Raw genomic sequence first — 21257 nt, 5'->3', positions numbered from 1 at the left:
GGGCGATGCCCAGGCCGAGCGGGTGTGGATGCGCCTGCAGGCCGGCGCAGGGTGGCGCGGCTGTGCCAGCATGGCCGAGCGGGTCGCCTCGCCGGTCTGGCCCGAGGGCCGGGGCGTCGAGATCCTGCGCCCCCTGCTCGATGTCCGGCGAGCCGAATTGCGGGACTATCTGACCATTGCCGGAGAGCGCTGGATTGACGATCCCTCGAACCAGGACATCCACTATACGCGCATTCGAATCCGGCAACGGCTCGATGCGCTGGAAGCCGCGGGCTTCGTTCCGGAGCGCTTGAGCGGGTTGGTCCGGGATCTGGGCGCGATCGAGCGAAGCGAACGCCTGGCGGTCGCGACTGCCGCCAGGGATGTTGTCAGGTTTTGCCCCTGGGGCGGGGCGCAGCTGGATGTCGAGCGCTTGATGAAGGCGGCGCCGGTGATCCGCCGGCGCCTTGTCGAAACGCTTGCCCTGGCGATCTCCGGCCGCGGTATCGCGGCGCGTCAGTCAGGGCTTGATCGCCTGGTGGAGCGTGTGCTGACGGGTGTTTCCGGCAACGCTGCGGGTGTGCAATCGATCCGCTGGCGCGGTGGCAGCTGGATGTTCCGGGACCCCGGCGCTGTCCTCGGGCGGGTCGATCTCCCTGGGGGTAAGTCACTGGAAGTGCAGCCAGACACTGCGCAGGTCTGGGACGGTCGTTACGAGATTGAAACCTCCGTCGTGAATATCATCGCCGAACCCTTGGGCAAGGGGTATAAGGGGATTGAGGCGCGGCGCGACCTGGACGCGATCCCGGGCCCGGCGCGAACCGGTCTGCTGACGCTGCGCCGCCAGGGCGAGGTCTTGGCAATTGCCGGTGTGCGGCACCATCCGGACGTGCGGATAGTGCCATTGATGGAGCAGCGATTTGATAGCCGGTTGCAGTGTGATCCGGCCCTCGGGCCAGGACTGGATCGACCCGCTCCGGCCTGACAGGGCTCGCGGGCTGCGCCTGTGACTCGCACTTGGGGCAAGGAATGCCCATATCTGGTCCAAGATGACCGCTAGATTGAACGGATGATCCGCATGCAAATGAGAAATATCCTGATTTGGGCCGTGGTGTTCGTGCTGCTTCTCGCACTCGTGCAGCTTGTCAGCCGTTCCGGCGAAACCGTCGCCCCGACCAGCCAGGTGACCTATTCGGAATTTCTCGGCCGGGTCGAGCGCAATGAGATCTCCTCGGCAACGATCCAGGGCGATATTATCCGCGCCCAGGGCGGGACCGGTCAGGTGATCGAGGCCATGATGCCGCCCCAGGACAACCAGACGGTTGAGATCCTGCGCGAGGCTGGTGTCAATATCGATGTCGAGCCCGTTGATACCGATGGCAATTTCTTCCTCAACATGTTGATGAGCTACTTCCCCTTCCTGCTGCTGATCGGGGTGTGGATATTCTTCATGCGCCAGATGCAGGGCGGCGGGCGTGGCGGCGCGATGGGCTTTGGAAAGTCCAAGGCACGCCTGCTGACCGAGACCCATGGCCGCAAGACTTTCGACGATGTTGCCGGTGTCGATGAAGCCAAGGAAGAGCTGCAGGAAGTCGTCGAATTCCTCAAGGATCCGAGCAAATTCCAGCGCCTCGGCGGCAAGATCCCCAAAGGCGTGCTGCTCGTTGGCCCTCCGGGTACCGGCAAGACGCTGCTGGCCCGTGCGGTCGCCGGCGAAGCCAATGTGCCCTTCTTCACGATTTCCGGTTCCGACTTCGTTGAAATGTTCGTCGGCGTGGGCGCCTCTCGCGTCCGCGACATGTTCGAACAGGCCAAGAAGAATGCGCCCTGCATCATCTTCATCGACGAAATCGATGCCGTCGGCCGCTCGCGCGGCGCCGGTATTGGCGGCGGCAATGATGAGCGCGAACAGACGCTGAACCAGCTCCTGGTGGAGATGGACGGGTTCGAGGCCAATGAAGGCGTCATCCTGATCGCCGCGACCAACCGTCCTGACGTGCTTGATCCGGCGCTGATGCGTCCGGGCCGTTTCGACCGCGAAGTCGTGGTCGGCAATCCTGACATTATTGGCCGCGAAAAAATCCTCAAGGTCCACATGCGCGATGTGCCATTGTCGAGCGATGTCGACCCGCGCGTGATTGCGCGGGGCACGCCGGGCTTCTCCGGTGCCGATCTGGCCAATCTGGTCAATGAGGCCGCCCTGCTGGCCGCGCGCCGCAATAAACGCGTCGTCTCGATGGCCGAATTCGAGGATGCCAAGGACAAGGTCATGATGGGGCCCGAGCGGCGTTCCATGGTGATGACCGATGCCGAGAAAAACCTGACCGCCTATCACGAAGCCGGTCACGCCATTGTCGGTCTGAACATGCCGCAGCATGACCCGTTGCACAAAGTGACGATCATCCCGCGCGGCCGCGCCCTCGGCGTCACGTTCAGCCTGCCGGAATCCGACCGGCTGAGCTATTCGCGTCAGTACTGCATCTCCAACCTGGCCTCCCTGTTTGGTGGCCGCGAAGCGGAAATCATTGCGCTGGGACCGGAGAATGTCACCAATGGTGCGACCAGTGATATCCAGCAGGCGACCCGTATGGCGCGTGCGATGGTGATGGAATGGGGCATGTCCGAGAAACTCGGCCGCGTGCGCTATCAGAACCAGTCCTACGAGGCGCCGAACATTTCGCCCGACACGGCCGAGCTGATCGACAAGGAGGTCCGGGCCCTGATTGAGGAAGCCGAGACCACGGCGCGCCGAATCCTGACCGAAAACCGGAAGGACCTCGATGTGCTGGCCGCCGGCCTGCTGGAATTCGAGATCCTGAGTGGCCAGGAAGTGCGTGACCTGCTCGAAGGTAAGCGTCCAAGCCGACCTGACGAGCCGGATCTTCCCAGCTCGCCGCCGCCAAGCAGCGCTGTGCCGACAACAGATGATGGCCCGGCGATTGATCCGGAGCCGCAAGGCGCCTGATCAAGGCCTGAAACGGATAGATGACAAACCCCCGGTGCCGCGCGCCGGGGGTTTTTCTTTGCCTTTGTGCCATGCGACAAATCAGTCGCAAGTTGCAGCCGGTACCGGTTGGCGGCCAGGAGGCCGGTGACGCCCGGGCGGGCTTCACACTCAATCTACGGGCATCGCCGCTCCCCTAGCGTCGCAGCTTGCCAATCCCGGGCGGGCAGACTAGCAGGGGTGGATGCGCAAGACTCGATCCCGCCGCCAGCCCGGCATCCCCTTCATCATGGGCGTTCTCAACGTCACGCCGGACAGTTTTTCCGATGGTGGTGATTTCATCGACCAGGAAGCTGCGGTCGCGCGCGGGCTGGAAATGCTCGGCAATGGTGCCGATGTCATCGATATCGGTGGCGAGTCGACGCGGCCGGGTGCGGCGCCTGTCGATACCGCCGAGGAGATGCGCCGCGTCATCCCGGTCATCAAGGCCCTGCGCGAGCAGACGGCGGCGCGAATCTCGATCGACACCTGCAAACCGGAAGTCGCCCGCGCCGCGATCGGGGCGGGCGCTGATATCTGGAATGACGTCATGGCGCTGCGTGCCGAAGGCGCTATCGCGACCGCAGCCGAACTCGGTGTCCCGGTCATTCTCATGCATATGGCGGGCACACCCACGACGATGCAGGCCGCACCGCGCTATGAGGATGTCGTCAGCGAAGTGTGCGATTTCCTCACCGAGCGCGCTGATATTGCCATGGCGGGCGGTGTCGATGCCGGCAGTATCTGGCTTGATCCGGGCATTGGTTTCGGCAAGTCGCTCGATCATAATCTGGCTTTGATGCATGATCTCGACCAGGTCATTGCGCTGGGCTATCCGGTCCTGTTCGGGGCTTCGCGCAAACGCTTCATTGCGGCCATTGATGAGGGGGCAGCCGAGACCGAGCGGCTTGGCGGCTCGCTCGCCGCCGCCCTGCGCGCCGCCCAGGCGGGCGCGTCCATGGTGCGGGTCCACGATATCCGCATGACGCTGCAGGCCCTCAAGCTCCAGGCCGCCATTCGCGAGGGCAAGGCATGAGCTATACGCTCTACGGCCAGCAGGGCTTCGGCTCGACCTGTGTCGAGGCGGCGCTTGAACTGCATGGCATCCCTTACGACTTCGAGGAGGCCGACCCGCTTGATGGTGCCGCCGGGCTCGCCCGGGTGAAATCGGTCAATCCGGCGGGCCAGGTCCCGGCATTGATCCTGCCCAATGATGACGTCATGACCGAGAGCGCAGCGATCCTGATCTGGCTCGGTGATCTCGACGGCCAGTATCGCTGGGCGCCGCGCCCCGATGCCCCCGAACGCGCCGAATATCTGCGCTGGATGATTTTCATGTCATCGAGCTTCTATTCGACCCTCGCGATCACTGACGGGCCGGCCCGTTTCCATCCCGATCCTGCGACCCACAAGGTTTTGCTGCAGCAGGCGGTCGAGCGGCGCAAACAGATGTGGCGGATCATCGACATGGCCTTCAAGGGTGCAACGCGTCCCTATTTGCTCGGCGAGACGATGAGCCTGCTCGATGTCTATGTCGCGATGATGAGCCATTGGTCGCCCCGCGGTGGCTGGTTCCTCGAGCATTGCCCCAACCTGGCTGGCGCGGTGCGGGCGACCGAGAAACATCCGGTCATCCGCGAAGTCTGGCGCCGTAATTTTGATCTTGAGGTACAGGCATGATGGCGTTTCTGACGGGGCCCTGGTCGCTGCTCGTGATGGGCGGGATTTTCGAAATGGCCTGGGCGCTCGGCTTCAAATATGTCGACCGCCAGGCCCCGCTCTGGCAGCACGCCGCCGTGCTCGCCGCCCTGGCCGCCTCGATGGTGCTGCTATTTGCGGCGATGAAGCATCTGCCCGCCGGCACCGCCTATGCGGTGTGGACCGGGATCGGCACGCTCGGCGTCGCCACGATCGGCATTCTGGTGTTCAAGGAGCCGGTGACGATTGCCCGCATCCTCTTCCTCACCCTGATCATGGTCGGAATTCTCGGCCTTCGCCTCAGCGGCGACAGTTCATACTAGCCGAACGGATCCTCGATCGATTTCGAGGGCTGGGTGAACCAGCGCGGGCCATTGGCGGTCATGTAGAAATGGTCCTCGAGCCGGATGCCGAATTCGCCCGGCACACAGATCATCGGTTCATTGGAAAAACACATCCCCGTTTCGAGCGGGGTTTCATCGCCGCCGACCAGATAGGGCGCCTCGTGGATGTCGAGCCCGATGCCGTGTCCGGTGCGGTGCGGGATGCCGGGCAGTTGATAGCCTGGCCCGAAACCGCGGGCTTCAGCCTCGGCGCGCGCTGCGGCATCGACGCTGGCGCAGCTATGGCCCAGCCGGGCCGCTTCGAAAGCGGCAAGCTGGCACGCCTTTTCCGCATCCCAGACTTCGCGCTGACGCGCTGTGGGTTCGCCGAACACATAGGTGCGGGTGATGTCGGACTGATAGCCATGCATCGCGCAGCCGGTATCGATCAGCACGACATCGCCCTCATCGAGCGTCTTGGGCCGGGCGACGCCATGTGGGAAAGCGGTATCGGGGCCGAACAGGACGATACAGAAAGTCGAGCCGCCGGGCGCGCCAATCTTCTTGTGGGCGGCATGGATGAATTCGGTGACTTCGCCGGTTGAAATGCCGGGCCGCAGGATGGCACCGGCCGCCTTGTGTACTTCGATCGTCGCAGTCTTGGTTGCCTGCATAAGCGCCAGCTCGGCGGGTGATTTGCGGGCGCGGCCGGACAGGACGACATCGCCGGCATTGCGGGCGACGCCATCCAGGGCTTCGCTCAGACCCGTGACGGTGAAATAGGGTGCCGCCGGATCAATCCCCAGCGCGGCACCAGAGGGCAGCAGGGACGCGACACAGGCATAGGGGCTCTCATGCTCTTCCCAGCCGCGAAGCGGCGCCTCGATGCCCATATAGAGCTTGAGTGTGCCCTCCTCGAAGGCAGGGCCGACATAGGTGACGCCGCCGTCCGCGCCGATCAGGGCGCCGACCAGCCGCTCGGAGGCGCGCCATTTCATACCGGTATAGTAGGTGAGATTGCTGCCGGCATCGAGCCAGACCGCATCGAGCCCGGCCTTGGCCATGCGCTGCGCCAGGCCGGCCAGCCTCGCCCTGTGCTCGTCATGGCTGATCGGCTGGCAGTCGCTCAACATCGGCTTGAGGCGCGCGAGTTCCTTCTCGGCGGTCGAGCCGCCCACACCCTTGGTCATCATGGCAGTCATGGTCCGTCTCCTCAGTATGGGAGTTGCTCGAGCACGCTTTCGAGCTGTTTCATATCGTCGGGCAATTCGCTCTCGAAGCGCAGATCAACCCCGGTCACCGGGTGTTTGAAACCCAGCACGGCGGCATGCAATGCCTGGCGCCGGAAATCGCGCAGGAAGGGGTCGCAAATCTCCGAGCCGAGCAGGCGGCCGCGCTTGGAGCCATAGACCGGATCTCCGAGCATGTGGCAGCCGATATGAGCCATGTGGACGCGGATCTGGTGGGTGCGCCCGGTCTCGAGACGGCATTCCACCTTGGCTGCCAGCCCGGCGCCGACCGAGGCGTGCGGATCCTGGCCATAGCGCGCCAGGGTGACGTAATTGGTGATGGCATGCTTGCCGGCCGTGCTGTTGGGGTCGTGGGGCACTTCGAATTTCGTCCGGTCGCGTGAAGAACGCATCAATTGCGTCTCGATGCGGCCATCCTTCGGATTGGGCGAATGCCGGGTAAAGGCGATATAGGCGCGCTCGACCGTGTGGCGGGAGAACTGGATCGTCATCCCCTTGTGCGCGGCGTCGGATTTGGCGGCCACCATCACGCCTGATGTGTCCTTGTCGAGCCGGTGGACAATGCCCGGCCGCTCGACGCCGCCAATGCCCGACAGCGAGCCGGCGCAGTGATACAGCAAACCATGCACCAGCGTACCCGACCAATTGCCCGGCGCCGGGTGGACGGCGAGGCCGACCGGTTTGACCAGCACGACCAGGTCATCATCCTCATACAGGATGTCGAGATCCATCTTTTCAGGCACCGGATCGGCCGCAACCGGTGGCGGTACGGTCAGGGCATAGACCGCGCCCGGGATCACCTTGGCGGAGCAATCGGCCAGCACGGCGCCATTGCAGGTCAGCTGACCGCTATCGATCAGCGCCTTCAGGCGCGAACGCGAGAACTCCTCCAGCGCGTCGGTCAGCCAGCGATCAATGCGCTGATTGACCTGATCGTCGTCAGCGGTGAGGGTGCGGATATCGGGATTTTCAGTGCTCATTCACAAGCGAGTAGCCTTGCTGTCGCGAACACGCAACAATCGCACGCTATGGCGGATGCACAAGAGTGGCTTCGTTGATGCCGGTTTGGGCTTTGGGGAGAGCAAGATGAAGAAGATCAATCTGACACGGCGCGGGGCGCTCATGGGCGCTGCAGGCGCGTCACTGGCCGTTAGTGCCTGTGCGCCGCAGATCGAGGCCTTCCGCCCCGCCAGTGAAGACGGTCCCTTTCGGCACGGCGTCGCCTCCGGCGATCCGGACCAGACCAGTGTGATGTTGTGGACGGCCCTGACCAATGATGGTGGCGGTTATCGCGGTGTCGAGGTCGCAAGCGATGCAGCGTTCGAGAATACCGTGTTCGAGAGCGGCGAAGATATCCGCTACGTCACGATGCAGCCGCTGGGGACGCTGAAAATCCTCGCCACCGGGCTGGAGCCGGGTCGCGCCTATTTCTACCGCTTTCGCCTCGGGGAAACCTATTCACCCACCGGTGTAACCCGTACCCTGCCGGTCGGCGCGCTCGACAGTTATACCATCGGGATCATGTCGTGCTCAAACTTCCCGGCGGGGCATTTCAACGTCTACCGCGAGGCCGCGGAGAATGGCGGTCTCGACCTCGTCCTTCACCTCGGCGATTATCTCTATGAATATCCGATGGGCCAGTATGCGACCGGCAATGCCGAGGCGCTGAACCGGGTGCCCGACCCGGTGCATGAGATGGTCTCGGCAGCGGATTATGTCGCACGCCATGCCCAGTACAAAACCGATCCCGATCTGCAGGCGCTACACGCGGCTGCGCCCTGGATCATGAGCTGGGATGATCACGAGACCGCCAATGACAGCTATCGTGATGGCGCCGAAAACCATGATGCCGATGAAGGTCCATGGGAGGTCCGCCGCATCGCAGCCCTGCGCGCCTGGTATGACTGGACGCCGACGCGCGAACCGGAAGGTGATAACCGCCAGCGCTTCGGCAGTTACGAGATTGGCGACCTGGCGACCCTGGTCATGCTGGAATCGCGTCTGACCGACCGGGATCAACAAATTACGCTCGATAATTTCCCGGTTGCCTCTGATGCCGACGACACTGATCCCGAGGTGCTCGCCGCGGTCGCCGCCTGGCGGCGTGATGTCGTGGGTGATGAGAGCCGGACCTTGATCGGGGACACGCAGATCGCCGGAATTCGCGATGCCTGCGCCGCCTCGATCGCGGCGGGCAAGCCCTGGCGCATTCTTGGCAATCAGGTGATCATGGCGCGGGTCAACTTCCCCAATTTCGCCACCGAAATGCCGGCCTGGCTGCGCTGGTTTGTGACCCGCAACAGCGAGTTGGCGCGCTCGATCATCATGCGCACCCGGTTCGGCATCCCGTTCAATCTCGATATGTGGGATGGTTATCCTGCCGAGCGCGACCGGCTCTATGCCGCCCTGCGCGAAGTGGGTGCCGATGTCATCACGGTGACCGGGGACGTCCATTCCTTCTGGGCCAATGACCTGCTCGACAAGGATGGCCACCGTATTGGCACCGAGCTGGTCGGCGCGTCGGTCACCAGTCCCTCGCCCTTCTCCGGCTTTACGGCACCGGGCGTCGACTATGGCAAGATGATGCGCGAGGCCAATAGCGAGGTCGCCCAGTGCAATATGGTCGATCACGGCTATATCCGCCTGACCCTGACCCCCGAGGAAGCCCTGGCCGATTACGTCACGGTCTCCACCCTTGATAGCCGCGACTACAGCGCCGGGCTCGACAGCCAGTGGCGCATCGCCCGTGCCGAGGGTGGTGAGGTGCCAATGGCCGAACGGGTCGGCTAGGACGTCAGAAGCTGAGCCTGAATCCGGCCTGCGCCCGGGCGGCGAGGCTGTCCGGAACTGCGGCTGCTTTGGCGTGAGCGCCCCAATGTCCGGCGGCGGTGAGAATCTCGCCGAGCATGCGTTTCAGTTTCGCCGGCTTGATATCCGCATAGCGGCCGAACCGGAGCAGGTCCGCGAGGACGAAGTCCTGCGTCTTGCCGGCCAGCGACATCTGATGCTGGCTGGTCCACTGGCCGTCGGGATTGTGAGAATAGACGACATCAAACGCTGGTGAGAGCCGCCATTGGCCGGTCTTGTCCATCAGGTAGGCGATATTCTTGACGTGGTCGTCCTGGTTGCGGATCACGATGTTGAGCAGGGCGCGGCGCACCTGTTGTTCAATCGCGTCAGGACCGAGGCCGAGCAGGCGGATTGTTTCGATCGCCTGCTCATAGGAATAGGCGCGCGGCGCGTTGAAATCGAAATGGCGCATCGCGCAGAGCGATTGCATGTGCAGCTTTTCGCCGCTGGCGGTGCGGTCGAAGCGTCGGGTCATGAAATGGGCGCGGCCGCCTTCTTCGTGCAGCCGCGACGGGCTCATTTCGACCCCGGCTTCGCGTGCCAGCAGATAGCAAGCATATTCCAGCCGGCCATAGCCGAGCGGGTCGGCGACTTCCTTGTCCGCATTGCCACTGACTCCGTCGAATTTCATCAGCCAGGGGGTAAAGCCCGACCCGGCCTTGATCTGGCCAGAGTGGAAATCGCCAGTGGCCTCATTCCAGGCCAGCACCGCCTTGGCGCGGGCGCCACCGGCCGAGGTGCCGACGCGCAGGATATCGCGCAGGGCATCGCGATCATCATCGCCGTCCAGCGTGCCGCCCAGGCCGGCGCGTTCATGAATGACACGGGCAGCCAGTTCGACCAGGGGCGCGATATCGATCGCGCGTCCAGCCTGGCCCGGCGCGGCGCGTGCGGGTTCGAATTCGAGTGCGCCCATGCCGCGTGTGCCGGTATAGCAAAGCCGTTCCACCGGGTTGAAGCTGCCGGGCGTGCGCCCCTGTTCGGCCAGCCAGCGATCGATCAGCAGATTGCCGAACTTGTCCGGCAGGCTGTCGGCGAGCAGGCCGGGCAGGCCCCTGAATGTCTCACGCGGCAGGGCAGGGAAATCAAAAACGCCGCGCCGCAGCGGCATTGTCAACGGCGCGACCTCGATCCGCGAGCCGACGAATTCCGGCGTGTATTCGAACACGGCGACATCGCGCTCGCTATCCCAGACCGCGGCGCCGATCATGCGGCCCCAGAGATTGATTTTGGCGCGGGTATTGGGGGTGTCGCTCATTTCCCGGGCTCATCATCCCAGCTCCAGGGCGCATCATCGCTTTTGCGGTCGCGCACCCGCATGCGGCGCTGACCGGTCTCGCTCATCGGGTCGAGCGGTTTCAGGGCGGCGTCGGGGATGAGGTCGGTCAGGCGGTCGGTGAGATCCAGCGCCCGCAGCACCCGGATCAGCGTGTCGATCGTGCCGCCCTTGCCAGCCTCAAGCCGCATCAGGGTCGAGCGTGAAATCCCGGCGCTGGCGGCGAGATCGGCCTGTTTGATGCCGCGCGAGATCCGGTAGGCCTCAAGCCGGATGCCGAGGTTTTCGATGATGCGGGAAATGGGTTCCAGATCCGGATTCGAATGTTCCATAATTGCTACATTAAGCCAGTTTTGACCCATAATGTAGCAAATTTAGATCATTATCGCAAGTGAGGTAATGAGTGATATTTGACGCATTATGGCGCAATATGCCGATAATGCGTCAAATATCGGTCTTTATGATCGGATCGGGGCTCAGGCCTTCTCGGCCAGACGCATGAAGCGGTCACGCAGATTGGCGTCGGTCTTGAATTCGCCGGTAAAGGTCGAGGTTATGGTCGACACATTCGGGTGATGCACGCCGCGCGTTGTCATGCACTGGTGCTTGGCATCGATCAGGATCGCGACGCCGCGCGGATTCATAGCATCCATCAGCGCATCAGCGATCTGGGCGGTCATTGTTTCCTGCGTCTGCATGCGCTTGCAGAAGATCTCGACGACGCGGGCGATCTTCGAAATCCCGACGACGGCGGCCGATGGCAGATAGGCGACGTGCGCCACGCCCATGATTGGCGCGAGATGGTGTTCGCAATGGCTCTCGACATCGATATTGGTCAGCATGACCATGTCGTCATAGCCCTGCACATCCTCGAAGGTCTTGCCGAGGGCTGCGGCCGGGTCGGCGCCATAGCCGGAGAACCATTCCTCATACGCTTTCGCAACGCGCTTGGGGGTGTCGAGCAGGCCTTCGCGGGCCGGATCATCGCCGGCCCAGGCGATCAGTGTGCGCACGGCCTCCTCGGCTTCATGGCGGGAAGGGCGGGCCGGCTTGGTTTCGCTCAGGCGGGCTGCATCTGAAGTCATAGCGTCCATCTCCATGGATCCTTTCGTTGTCGGGTCGGCTCTGCCATCAGGGCAGATTCCGTAGTGCCGGTTTCCGGATCGGGGATGGACAGTTCGGCGATTTCTCCGCCAATTCCGTATACCCACCGTGTCCACGCTTGCGCGTCGGGAAGCATTTAGGCCTTCCCTGCGGCAATTCCAATGATATGACCGCATCCGAATGATACATTTTTCAGCACCGACCTATTGAGCGAACGGAAATTTCCCATGGCATCCCTCACCCTTTTCGACACGATGGCGCGTCATAAACGGCCGTTCGAACCGATCGATCCGGACCGGGTGACGATGTATGTCTGTGGTCCAACTGTTTATAATTACGCACATATAGGAAACGCCCGGCCTGTGGTCGTGTTTGATGTTCTCTATCGTATTCTACGTCGGGAATTCGGTGTGGATCACGTCACCTATGCGCGCAACATCACCGATGTCGACGACAAGATTATCGCCGCGGCGCGCGAGCTCGGCGAGCCAATGTCCGAGATCACGGAGAAATTCGCAGCGATCTACAAGGCCGACATGGCTGCGCTCGGCGCCCTGCCGCCGACCATCACGCCGAAGGCGACCGAGCATATCGGTCAGATGATCGGCATGATCCAGTCGCTGGTCTATGGTGGTCACGCCTATGAGGCCGAGGGCCATGTCCTGTTCGATGTCGATTCCTTCGAGAAGTACGGCAGGCTCTCCAATCGCGATCTCGAGGACATGATTGCCGGCGCCCGCGTCGAAGTGGCCAGCTACAAGCGCAATCCGGCCGATTTCGTGCTGTGGAAACCGGCCGGTGATGACGAGCCGGGCTGGGACAGCCAGTGGGGCCGCGGCCGTCCGGGCTGGCATCTGGAATGCTCGGCCATGACGGCGGCGCATCTCGGCGACACGATCGACATCCATGGCGGCGGCGTGGATCTGGTCTTCCCGCACCATGAAAACGAGATCGCCCAGTCGGTCTGCGCCCATGACGGTGCGCCAATGGCGAATTACTGGCTCCATAATGGCTTCCTCACCATGGGCAGTGACAAGATGTCGAAATCGCTGGGCAATGTTCAGCTCGTGCATGATCTCACGGAACATTATTCCGGCGAGGTGCTGCGCTATGCCCTGCTGACGGCGCATTATCGCGCGCCGTTGACCTGGACGACGGACCTGCTCACCAAGACCCGCCGTGCGCTCGACCGCATCTATGGCGTGCTGCGCCGGCTCGGTGCTGTCGAGGCTGCCGAAACCGAGGCACCCGAGGCCTTCCTCGAAGCCCTGTACGATGACCTCAACACCCCGAAGGCCCTGTCGGAATTGTTCCAGATCGCCGGCGCCGCCAACAAGGCGGAAACCCCTGGGGAACAGGCCCGCGCCAAGGGTGAGTTGCTGGCCGCCGGTGCCTTGCTCGGGATCGGCCAGGGTGATCCGGACGAATGGTTCGGCCTCAATGCACTCGATGCCACCGAGCGCGCCGCCATCGATGATCTGATCGTCAAGCGCCAGATTGCGCGCGAGACCAAGGACTGGGCCGCCGCCGACGCGGTACGCGCGGAACTGACTGCGCTCAATGTCCAGGTCGATGATGGCCCGGAAGGTTCGACCTGGCGCAAGCTGGAGCAGGGCTGATGGCGCTCACCGGTTTCAATGTCCTGGTCCAGGTCGAGGATGCCGTGGGCGAGGGCTTCGTCACTTATGGTGTCGTCGCCGCCGACAAGGACCAGGCCTGCAAGCTGGCCGCCGGTGCGGCACAGGCGGAAGGCTTCTGGAATGTCGAGATTGACGAGGCCTGGTGCCCCGAGGGCGTCGATCCGGCCGATCTGGGCGATATCCCCGAAGTGCTGGGCCGCACGGAGCCGACCTATCTCGATGAGGATGAACTCGACGAGGCCGATGAACTGGACCCGGATGATGACGAGGAATAGCCGGACCGGCTGAGCGGTATTGCCGCATCTGGCGCTGGCACGCAAAAACGCATACATTCATCGCGATATGACAGACGATCTTTATTCCAACGCCGTTCTGCGGCTCGCCGCGGACATCCCGCGCATCGGACGCCTGGCGCGGCCGCAAGCCTCCGTGCGCAAGGTTTCGCGTCTGTGCGGTTCGGAAATCGAGCTCGACATCACCGTTCAGTCCGGCCATGTCGCTGATCTCGCCTTGCGGGTCAAAGCCTGCGCGCTGGGGCAGGCTTCGGCCGCGATCCTGGGACGCGCGGCGATCGGGGCTTCGCTGCGCGAGCTCGAGCTGGCCCGCGATGGTCTCAAGGCGATGTTGAAGCAAAATGGCCCGGCCCCGCGCGGCCGTTTCGCCGAATTGCAATTGCTGCAAAGCGCCCGCGCCTATCCGGCGCGCCACCAGTCGATCCTGCTGGCCTTCGATGCCGCCGTCGAGGCGGTCAGCCAGGCCAGCGCGACCCGACTTGCCACCCCGCTGACCGGCTAGGGTTGTCCGCTCCTGCCCAGCCGGCAGGATGGCGCGGACAGCCCGTAAAACGAAGCAAACCCAATCCGAATTTCATGCGGCCGGCTCCGCCCGTCTCATCTCCATGGTGGACAGGGCGCAGTGCGGCGTTAAAAGGCTTGAATCCAAATGCGTTCGAGCGACGGGATAAATCAGGCCAGGGGGCCGATGGGATGGCTGATGGTGGGCGCGATCCGCGTCTATCAATACAGCCTGTCACCGGTTTTCTATGCCTTTGGCGTGCGGTGCCGCCATGAGCCGACCTGTTCGGCCTATGGTATCGAGGCGATCCGCGCCCAGGGTGGCTGGCGCGGCTTCTGGCTGACTTTTGGTCGGCTGGGACGTTGCCGTCCGGGTGGGAGCCATGGCTTCGACCCGGCCCCGACCGTTCGCACGCAAGTGCCCTGGTGGGCGGTCTGGCGTTTCAGATCCCGCCCCATCCTCGACGCTTCGGAACAGCTTCCGCCGGCAGGCCGCGCCGACGACAAGGACGAAGACCAATGATCAATATTACGCTTCCCGATGGTTCCATCCGCGAATTGCCCGATGGCGCCACGCCGATGGATCTGGCCGAGAATATCTCGAAATCCCTCGCCAAGGTGGCGATGATCGCCAAGGTGAATGGCGATGACTGGGATCTGATGCGCCCGCTTCCCGGCGATTCTTCCGTTGCCCTGGTGACGCGCAAGGATGACGAGGCCCTCGAGGTCATCCGCCACGATACGGCGCACATTCTCGCCCAGGCGGTGCAGGAGCTTTTCCCCGGCACGCAGGTCACGATCGGCCCCTCGATCGAGGACGGTTTCTATTATGATTTCGCCCGCGACGAGCCGTTCTCGACGGATGATTTCGCCGCGATAGAAAAGCGCATGGCCGAGATCGTCGATGCCGACCTGCCCTTCCAGCGCGAGGAAATGGACCGTGACGCGGCCATCGCCATGTTCGAGAAAATGGGCGAGACCTACAAGGCCGAGCTGATCCGCGATCTGCCCGAGGGCGAGACGATCACGATCTATCGCCAGGGCGAATGGTTCGATCTGTGCCGCGGGCCGCACCTGCCCTCGACGGGCAAGATCGGCAAGGCGTTCAAACTGATGAAGGTGGCCGGTGCCTATTGGCGCGGCGATCATCGCAATGCCATGCTGCAGCGGATCTACGGCACGGCCTGGGCCGATGACAAACAGCTCAAGGCGCACCTCTTCCGCCTGGAAGAAGCCGAGAAACGCGACCACCGCCGTCTCGGCCGCCAGATGGAATTGTTCCATTTCCAGGAAGAAGCCCAGGGCCAGGTCTTCTGGCACCCGGCCGGCTGGCGCCTCTATCGCACGGTGACGAGCTATATGCGCCGCCGTCTGGAAGCGAATGGCTATCAGGAAATCCGCACGCCACAGCTGATGGACCGCAAATTCTGGGAAGCCTCGGGCCATTGGGACAAGTATCGCGAGAACATGTTCATCTCCTCGATCGACCAGGAAGAGAAAATCCTGGCCGTGAAGCCGATGAATTGCCCCTGCCATGTCCAGGTCTTCAACCAGGGCCAGAAATCCTATCGCGACCTGCCGCTGCGACTGGCCGAGTTCGGCTCCTGCCACCGCTATGAGCCGTCAGGCTCCCTGCATGGCCTGATGCGCGTGCGCGGCTTCGTTCAGGATGACGCCCACATCTTCTGCACGGTCGAGCAGATCGTCGATGAGGTGAAGGCCTTCTGCGAATTGCTGAAATCGGTCTATGCCGATTTCGGCTTCGAGGAACCGCGGGTCAAATTCGCCGACCGTCCGGACCAGCGTGTCGGTTCCGACGAGGTCTGGGACAAGGCCGAGGCAGCCCTGCGTACGGCGGCCGAGGCTTCCGGTCTCGACTTCGAATACAATCCCGGCGACGGCGCCTTCTACGGTCCCAAGCTCGATTTCGTCGTCAAGGATGCGATCGGACGCGAATGGCAGACGGGCACGATCCAGTGCGATTTCAACCTGCCTGAACGCCTCGATGCCCATTATATCGGCGACGATAATGACAAGCATCGCCCGGTCATGCTTCATCGCGCCATCCTCGGCTCGCTGGAACGTTTCCTCGGCGTGCTGCTGGAAAACTATTCCGGCAAGCTGCCCTTCTGGCTGGCACCGCGCCAGGTCGTGATCGCCACGATCACCTCCGATGCCGATCCCTATGCCGAACAGGTGCTGGCCGCCATGAAGGCGGCCGGGCTGAATGCCGAGACCGATCTTCGCAATGAGAAGATCAACTACAAGGTCCGCGAACATTCGGTCGGCAAGATCCCGGTGATTGCCGTGATCGGGCGCAAGGAAGCGGAGGAGGGCACGCTCGCCCTTCGCTTCCTTGGCGAAGAAGGCAATAAGCAGGAAGTCCTGCCGCTGGCCGAGGCGATCGCACGCCTGTGCGATGACGCCCGGGCACCTGATCTGAAACGCGGCTGATCTGAAGCGGGCGGCACTGACGATGGCACAGGGGCAGGACAGGGTCGGATGGGTTGGCGTCACAACCTTTGCCTTTGCCTTGCCCTGGTGCATCGCCGGTGCCGGCCTGCTGCCGCCGATGGCGGTGCTGATGTCGCTGGCCGCCTTTCCCGTCGATGCGCGTTTCTGGCGGCCGCGCGGATTTTCGCTGCCGCTGGCACTGGGTGGCCTCTTCCTGGCGTGGGTCGGGATCAGCTATCTGTGGTCGCCCTATGACAATCCGGAACAATTGCCCAAAACGCTGATCGGCGTGCCGCTCTACCTACTGCTGGCTCTTCGGGTCGGTGGGCTGGACGGACGCTGGCGGACGCGCTGTGAGGCGGCAATGATTTTCCTCGTCGTGGCGCTGGGCCTGTATCTGTTGGCCGAGACGCTGACGGGCGGCGCGATGACCCATGCGTTCAAGATTGCTGTCGAGGGCTATGACACGGTGCCCGAGGCGGATGTGATGACCTACGTCAATCGCAATCTGGGACATGCGGCTGTGCCGCTCATTCTGCTGGCCGGTCCTGCGGCTTTGATCGCCTATCGCGCCGGAGGCCTGATCGTCGGTGCGGCCGTGATGGTGCTGGCAGCGATTGCGGCCTTCAGCTTTGGCACTGAAGTCAATGCGGTCGCCTTCACGCTGGGATTGGTCGCGGCGGTTTCAACGGCCGTCTGGCCGCGCCCGATGATTGCCGGCGTTTTTGGCATTGTCGCGGGCGGGGTGCTGGTCGTGCCGGTCGTTTTGCCGGGCCTGATCGCCATCATGCCGGAGGGGCTGCGCGACAGCCTGCCCCTGTCCTGGGTCTGGCGTCTGGAGATCTGGACCTATGTCAGCGAGCTGATCAAGGACAAGCCGCTCTTCGGCTATGGCCTGGATGCATCACGACCCTTGAATGATGAAATGGAACTGGCTGGCTACCAGATCGAAATGCTGCCGATGCACCCGCATAATGCCAGTTTGCAGATCTGGCTGGAAACCGGTCTGATCGGCGCGGCGCTGCTGAGCTGTACGCTGGTTTTCCTCGGCGGGCGGATCGCCAGCGCGTCGCGATTGACCCGGGATCAGGCCATGGCGACATCCTGGGTGCTGGTCAGTTATGTATCTCTGGTTTTGTTTTCCTATGGCGTCTGGCAAGAGTGGCATCAGGCCGCTGCGGCACTCGCGGTGACCGCTGTTCTATTCCTGGGCGCCCGAAAGCCGGCATGATGAGTGAAGTGCGTCTCAGCGTCGTAACCGTATCCTGGATGACCGGGCCGCACCTGATGGATGCGGTCGCTGCGGTGCTGGCCGCGCCCGGCGTCGATGAATTCGTCATGGTCAGTCATGAAAATCCGCCGGCGGCCGTTGCGGCATTGCGTGAACTGGCGGCCAGTCATGCCAATTTTGTCCTGATCGAGACCGACGCCAATCTCGGCTTCGCCAAAGGGTGTAATATCGGCGCGCTCGCCGCGAGTGGCGACCTGGTGCTCTTCCTCAATCCCGACGCCATTCTGGCCCCGGGGGCCGGAGAGCAGCTCAAAGCGTCCGCCCGGATGGCTCTGGCCCGCCCCTGGATCATTGGTGCGCGCATCCTCAACAGGAATGGCAGCGAACAGGCGGGCGGCCGACGCGGTGAATTGACGCCGCGCAGCGCGGCAATCAGCTTTCTGCGGCTCGACCGGTTGTTTCCGGGACTGCGCAGCCTGCATTGGGAAGCCGACGATCTCCCCGATGACATGACCGAGGTGCCCACTGTCTCGGGCGCGGCGATGATGATGCGCCGCGATGATTTTCTCGAGATTGGCGGGTTTGACGAGAGCTATTTCCTGCACGTCGAGGACATTGATATCTGCCGCAGCGTCCGCATGGCGGGCGGGCAGGTCTGGTTCGAACCGCGGGTGGAAATTCTGCATTTCGGCGGCACCAGCCAGTCCAGCCCGATGCGGGTCGAGACCCATAAGGCGGCGGGTTTCGTCAAATATTTCTGGAAATTCTATCCCGGTCCCCTGCAGCGCCTGGCGACTATCATGCTGATCGGGCCGATCTATGGCGCGATCTGGGCGCGTGTGGTCTGGCTGTGGCTGCGCGGGCGCTAGCCTGATCGCTCAGGCCTGGGATCCGGGAAAACCACCGGCGCGCTTGAGCGCCGACTCCACCGGATGTTTCAGCGCCACATCCTCAAGCCATTTCGCCGTCGCGATCATCCGGCCCAGATCAATCCCGGTCTCGAATCCGCCGCGTTCGAGCATGTAGATCACGTCTTCCGTTGCCACATTGCCGGTTGCATTGGGCGCAAACGGGCAGCCGCCAATTCCGCCGCACGAGGCATCGATCACATCGATCCCGGCATCCACCGCTGCCGCGATATTCGCCAGCGCCGTATTGCGCGTATTGTGAAAATGCATCCGCAGCCGCATATCGCCGCTCTGCGCGCGCACAATATCGAGCGCCTTGCGCACGCGCCACGGATCGGCCACGCCGATCGTGTCGCCGAGCGCGAACTCGCCCGCACCGGCCGCTTTGGCCCGCGCCGCCAGCATGCCAAGTATTTTCGGGTCCACTTCGCCGTCAAACGGGTCGCCAAACGCCACCGAGACCGTCACCGAGACCGGCACGCCCTCGTCATGGGCGAGGATGGCGATCTTGTCGAACAGGTCGGCGGTCTGCTCAGGCGTCGCATTCTGGTTTTTCAGCCCGAATCCGGGTGAGGCGACCATGACGTAATTGATCTCGTCACAGCCGGCCTCGAGCGCGCGGCGCAGACCGCGTTCATTCAGCGCCAGCCCGATATATTTCACCCCGTCCAGCCGCGGCGCCAGCGCCATTACCTCGGCACTGTCGGCCATCGCCGGCACCAGTTTGGGATGAACAAAACTCGCCGCCTCCATCCGGTTGACCCCGGCATCGATCAGACGCGAGATGAATTCGATCTTCATCTCGGTCGACAGCAGGACCGGGTCGTTCTGCAGCCCGTCACGCGGCCCGACTTCGACGATTTCAATCTTGCGGGTCATTGGGAAACTCCTGATCCAGCCATTCTTCAAATTCGGGGCCTGGCCTGAACGAGTGAGGCGTGCTCTCGTCGGGTGCCGCGCATTGGGTCCAGACGAGTGCCAGAACCGTTTCATCCCCGCGCGAATAGTTGGTGCCCGATGCCAATCCGAGATGACAAACATTGGCCCGATCTTCGAACGCGCTCCACGTATCGATGAAGTTTCGGGCAGCCTCGTCGCCTCGTACCACTTCGAACCAGGCGAGCATGCCGTGGCGCAAATCAGCATCCCGCGACAAATCCAGCACTACAAGGGTCGGCTCCTCGCGCCCCTCCGCAAACGCCATCACCTCTTCCGCCGTGCCCAGCAGCGTGTCGGTGCCGAGCGAAAAGACCAGGCTCGGCTCGGTGTAGCTGGATGCCGTGACGATATCCTCCGGCGCAATGCCGGCAATCGTCTGCGAATAGCTGCGTGCCGCGCGGACCTGATCGGCCAGCCTGACAGCATAGGCGTTGGGCGCCGCCGCGCCGCGTGCCATCACTTGCCAGCCGAGCCCGGCAGCGACCGCGAGGCACAGCACCAACACCGCAGAGCGCCCCCGCGCGGCCATCAATGCCGCACCGGTCAGGATCGCGAAGATTGCGGCGGTCAGGAAAACGATTGTCGCAACCGCCGGGTCCAGCCCGAGCTCGAAACCCCCTTCGAATCCCGCCAGTGACAGCCGCACGGCATCCCAGCTGGCATTATTGCCATAGACGACAAACAGCACCGGCATCAAAATCGCGAACACCAGACCGGCGACAGCGAACAGGGCCCAGCTGGTCCATTTCTGCCAGGCCGCAGCCTTGTTCAATTGCATCAGCCCCCAGCCGGCAATCAGGGCCAGGGCGGGATAGGCGGGCAGGACATAATGGGGAAGTTTGGTCGGCAGGAGCTCAAACACGATCCAGACCGGAATCGCCCAGGCGAGGAGAAAACGCGCCGCGTTGGCCGTTTTTTCGTCGGTTCGGCCACGCAGGGCTGACGTCACATAGGCCAGCCCGGGTATAACGGTAAGGGTGGCAGGGAATAACAATAAGGGAGCCAGTAGCAAGTGGTAGCCAAACAGACCACCATGCCGCTCGGCTGCGCCGGCCAGTTTCGGGGCCAGATCATCGCCGATCGCCTGGCGCAGAAAACCGCCATCGGTGGCGATCTGGATCGAGATCAGCCAGGGCAGAACCATCGCGATGGCTAGCAGTGGACCGGGCCAGAAACCCAGTGGTTTCAACCAGTTCGCCTTGCGCTCCCAGATCACCAGCACCAGCACGGCCAGGCCCGCAACCATCGGCGTCACCGGCCCCTTGATCAGTGCGCCCAGCCCGATCGCGAACCAGAAGAGCAGGGCGGTCTTCTTGCCCTTCCCGGCCCGCAACTGCGCCAGGGCCGCCATCGCCAATGTCGTGCAACCTACTAACATCGCGTCGGTTTTCGCGATGCCGCCTTCAATGCCGAGCAGGATCGTCACCGCAAACAGCGCCGCTCCGGCAAACGCCGCCTTGCGCCCGACCAGTCTTTGCCCACCCCAGAAACAGGCCAGCGCCGCCAGCATGGCCCCGAACATGGAGGGCAGGCGGTAGGCCCAGATTTCGCGCGCGTCAGCGCTCGAGAAAGCGGCGACGCTGACGGCCTGAAGCCAATGAATTCCTACAGGTTTTTTGTTACGGGCTTCGTCGAGGAAATTGATCGAGACGAAGTCGCCGGTCTCCAGCATTTGCGCCGTCGCCTGGGCAAAACGGCTCTCGTCGCGGTCAAGCGGGGGCAAGGTGAAAATCCCCGCGAGGGCTGCCAGAGCAGCCAGCAAGCCTATGATAATATAGGCGCGAATTCCCTTGGCTAGCTCGGCCATGAAAGTCTCCAATGGTCGCAG

20 protein-coding genes are annotated in these 21257 nt (G+C 63.1%); 13 read left to right on the top strand and 7 right to left on the bottom strand.

Going from position 1 to position 21257, the window contains the following annotated elements:
- From ACN0YJ_RS11385 to ACN0YJ_RS11365, 5 genes are all read left to right on the top strand, one after another.
- On the top strand, positions 1-964 hold a 964-nt coding region (locus ACN0YJ_RS11385), incomplete at its 5' end, for an ATP-binding protein (RefSeq protein WP_417496260.1).
- Between the two features lie 93 nt (positions 965-1057).
- A complete protein-coding gene (ftsH, locus tag ACN0YJ_RS11380; RefSeq protein ID WP_417476908.1) occupies positions 1058-2944 on the top strand; it encodes an ATP-dependent zinc metalloprotease FtsH in 1887 nt (628 codons plus the stop codon).
- Positions 2945-3167: 223 nt separating this feature from the next.
- On the top strand, positions 3168-3998 hold the full coding sequence (folP, locus tag ACN0YJ_RS11375; protein WP_417496259.1) for a dihydropteroate synthase: 831 nt from the start codon (positions 3168-3170) through the stop codon (positions 3996-3998).
- The gene (locus ACN0YJ_RS11370) at positions 3995-4642 is read left to right on the top strand and encodes a glutathione S-transferase family protein (protein ID WP_417476910.1); all 648 of its coding nucleotides are present in this window, start codon (positions 3995-3997) and stop codon (positions 4640-4642) included. Before folP ends, ACN0YJ_RS11370 begins: the two co-directional genes overlap by 4 nt.
- The gene (locus tag ACN0YJ_RS11365; protein ID WP_417496258.1) at positions 4639-4983 is read left to right on the top strand and encodes a DMT family transporter; all 345 of its coding nucleotides are present in this window, start codon (positions 4639-4641) and stop codon (positions 4981-4983) included. The genes ACN0YJ_RS11370 and ACN0YJ_RS11365 overlap by 4 nt, the downstream gene beginning before the upstream one ends.
- Here the strand turns inward: ACN0YJ_RS11365 and ACN0YJ_RS11360 are convergent.
- Entirely contained in the window at positions 4980-6173 is a 1194-nt protein-coding gene (locus tag ACN0YJ_RS11360; protein WP_417496261.1) for a M24 family metallopeptidase, read from the bottom strand. The genes ACN0YJ_RS11365 and ACN0YJ_RS11360 overlap by 4 nt on opposite strands.
- 23 nt (positions 6174-6196) lie before the next feature.
- Positions 6197-7213, bottom strand: coding sequence for an RluA family pseudouridine synthase (locus ACN0YJ_RS11355; protein WP_417488611.1), 1017 nt, complete (start codon positions 7211-7213; stop codon positions 6197-6199).
- 106 nt (positions 7214-7319) lie between these two features.
- Here ACN0YJ_RS11355 and ACN0YJ_RS11350 point away from each other — a divergent pair, with 106 nt between their 5' ends.
- A complete protein-coding gene (locus ACN0YJ_RS11350; RefSeq protein WP_417496257.1) occupies positions 7320-9023 on the top strand; it encodes an alkaline phosphatase D family protein in 1704 nt (567 codons plus the stop codon).
- A gap of 4 nt (positions 9024-9027) precedes the next feature.
- Here the strand turns inward: ACN0YJ_RS11350 and ACN0YJ_RS11345 are convergent, their stop codons facing one another.
- The 3 genes from ACN0YJ_RS11345 to folE all read right to left on the bottom strand — a co-directional run bounded on the left by ACN0YJ_RS11345 (position 9028) and on the right by folE (position 11453).
- Positions 9028-10341: a type II toxin-antitoxin system HipA family toxin gene (locus ACN0YJ_RS11345; RefSeq protein WP_417496256.1), complete on the bottom strand. Its 1314-nt coding sequence runs from the start codon at positions 10339-10341 to the stop codon at positions 9028-9030.
- Entirely contained in the window at positions 10338-10691 is a 354-nt protein-coding gene (locus ACN0YJ_RS11340) for a helix-turn-helix transcriptional regulator (protein ID WP_417496255.1), read from the bottom strand. Before ACN0YJ_RS11340 ends, ACN0YJ_RS11345 begins: the two co-directional genes overlap by 4 nt.
- A 144-nt stretch (positions 10692-10835) precedes the next feature.
- Entirely contained in the window at positions 10836-11453 is a 618-nt protein-coding gene (gene folE, locus ACN0YJ_RS11335; RefSeq protein ID WP_417476916.1) for a GTP cyclohydrolase I FolE, read from the bottom strand.
- Positions 11454-11690: 237 nt separating this feature from the next.
- Here folE and cysS point away from each other — a divergent pair, with 237 nt between their 5' ends.
- From cysS to ACN0YJ_RS11300, 7 genes are all read left to right on the top strand, one after another.
- Positions 11691-13082, top strand: coding sequence for a cysteine--tRNA ligase (gene cysS, locus ACN0YJ_RS11330; protein WP_417496254.1), 1392 nt, complete (start codon positions 11691-11693; stop codon positions 13080-13082).
- Positions 13082-13378: a hypothetical protein gene (locus ACN0YJ_RS11325; protein ID WP_417476918.1), complete on the top strand. Its 297-nt coding sequence runs from the start codon at positions 13082-13084 to the stop codon at positions 13376-13378. Before cysS ends, ACN0YJ_RS11325 begins: the two co-directional genes overlap by 1 nt.
- 67 nt (positions 13379-13445) lie before the next feature.
- Positions 13446-13898: an iron-sulfur cluster assembly scaffold protein gene (locus ACN0YJ_RS11320; protein ID WP_417496253.1), complete on the top strand. Its 453-nt coding sequence runs from the start codon at positions 13446-13448 to the stop codon at positions 13896-13898.
- 198 nt (positions 13899-14096) lie between these two features.
- Positions 14097-14420, top strand: coding sequence for a membrane protein insertion efficiency factor YidD (gene yidD / locus ACN0YJ_RS11315; RefSeq protein ID WP_417476920.1), 324 nt, complete (start codon positions 14097-14099; stop codon positions 14418-14420).
- Complete coding sequence (gene thrS / locus ACN0YJ_RS11310) at positions 14417-16351, top strand: threonine--tRNA ligase (RefSeq protein WP_417476921.1); 1935 nt, start codon at positions 14417-14419, stop codon at positions 16349-16351. The genes yidD and thrS overlap by 4 nt, the downstream gene beginning before the upstream one ends.
- Positions 16352-16373: 22 nt before the next feature.
- Positions 16374-17582 carry an O-antigen ligase family protein gene (locus ACN0YJ_RS11305; protein ID WP_417488614.1) on the top strand — a complete coding sequence of 403 codons (1209 nt, stop codon included), beginning with the start codon at positions 16374-16376 and terminating at the stop codon, positions 17580-17582.
- A complete protein-coding gene (locus ACN0YJ_RS11300) occupies positions 17579-18451 on the top strand; it encodes a glycosyltransferase family 2 protein (RefSeq protein WP_417476923.1) in 873 nt (290 codons plus the stop codon). The genes ACN0YJ_RS11305 and ACN0YJ_RS11300 overlap by 4 nt, the downstream gene beginning before the upstream one ends.
- A gap of 9 nt (positions 18452-18460) precedes the next feature.
- Here the strand turns inward: ACN0YJ_RS11300 and ACN0YJ_RS11295 are convergent, their stop codons facing one another.
- A complete protein-coding gene (locus tag ACN0YJ_RS11295) occupies positions 18461-19369 on the bottom strand; it encodes a hydroxymethylglutaryl-CoA lyase (protein WP_417476924.1) in 909 nt (302 codons plus the stop codon).
- Positions 19353-21236 (bottom strand): ArnT family glycosyltransferase, encoded by a 1884-nt coding sequence (locus ACN0YJ_RS11290; protein WP_417496252.1) that lies wholly within the window; start codon positions 21234-21236, stop codon positions 19353-19355. Before ACN0YJ_RS11290 ends, ACN0YJ_RS11295 begins: the two co-directional genes overlap by 17 nt.
- Positions 21237-21257: the final 21 nt, after the last annotated feature.

This window comes from Maricaulis sp. (genome assembly GCF_048270095.1).
Lineage (GTDB): Bacteria > Pseudomonadota > Alphaproteobacteria > Caulobacterales > Maricaulaceae > Maricaulis.
The sequence above is the reverse complement of the archived record's forward strand: the minus strand, read 5'-3'. Positions and strand labels throughout refer to the sequence as shown.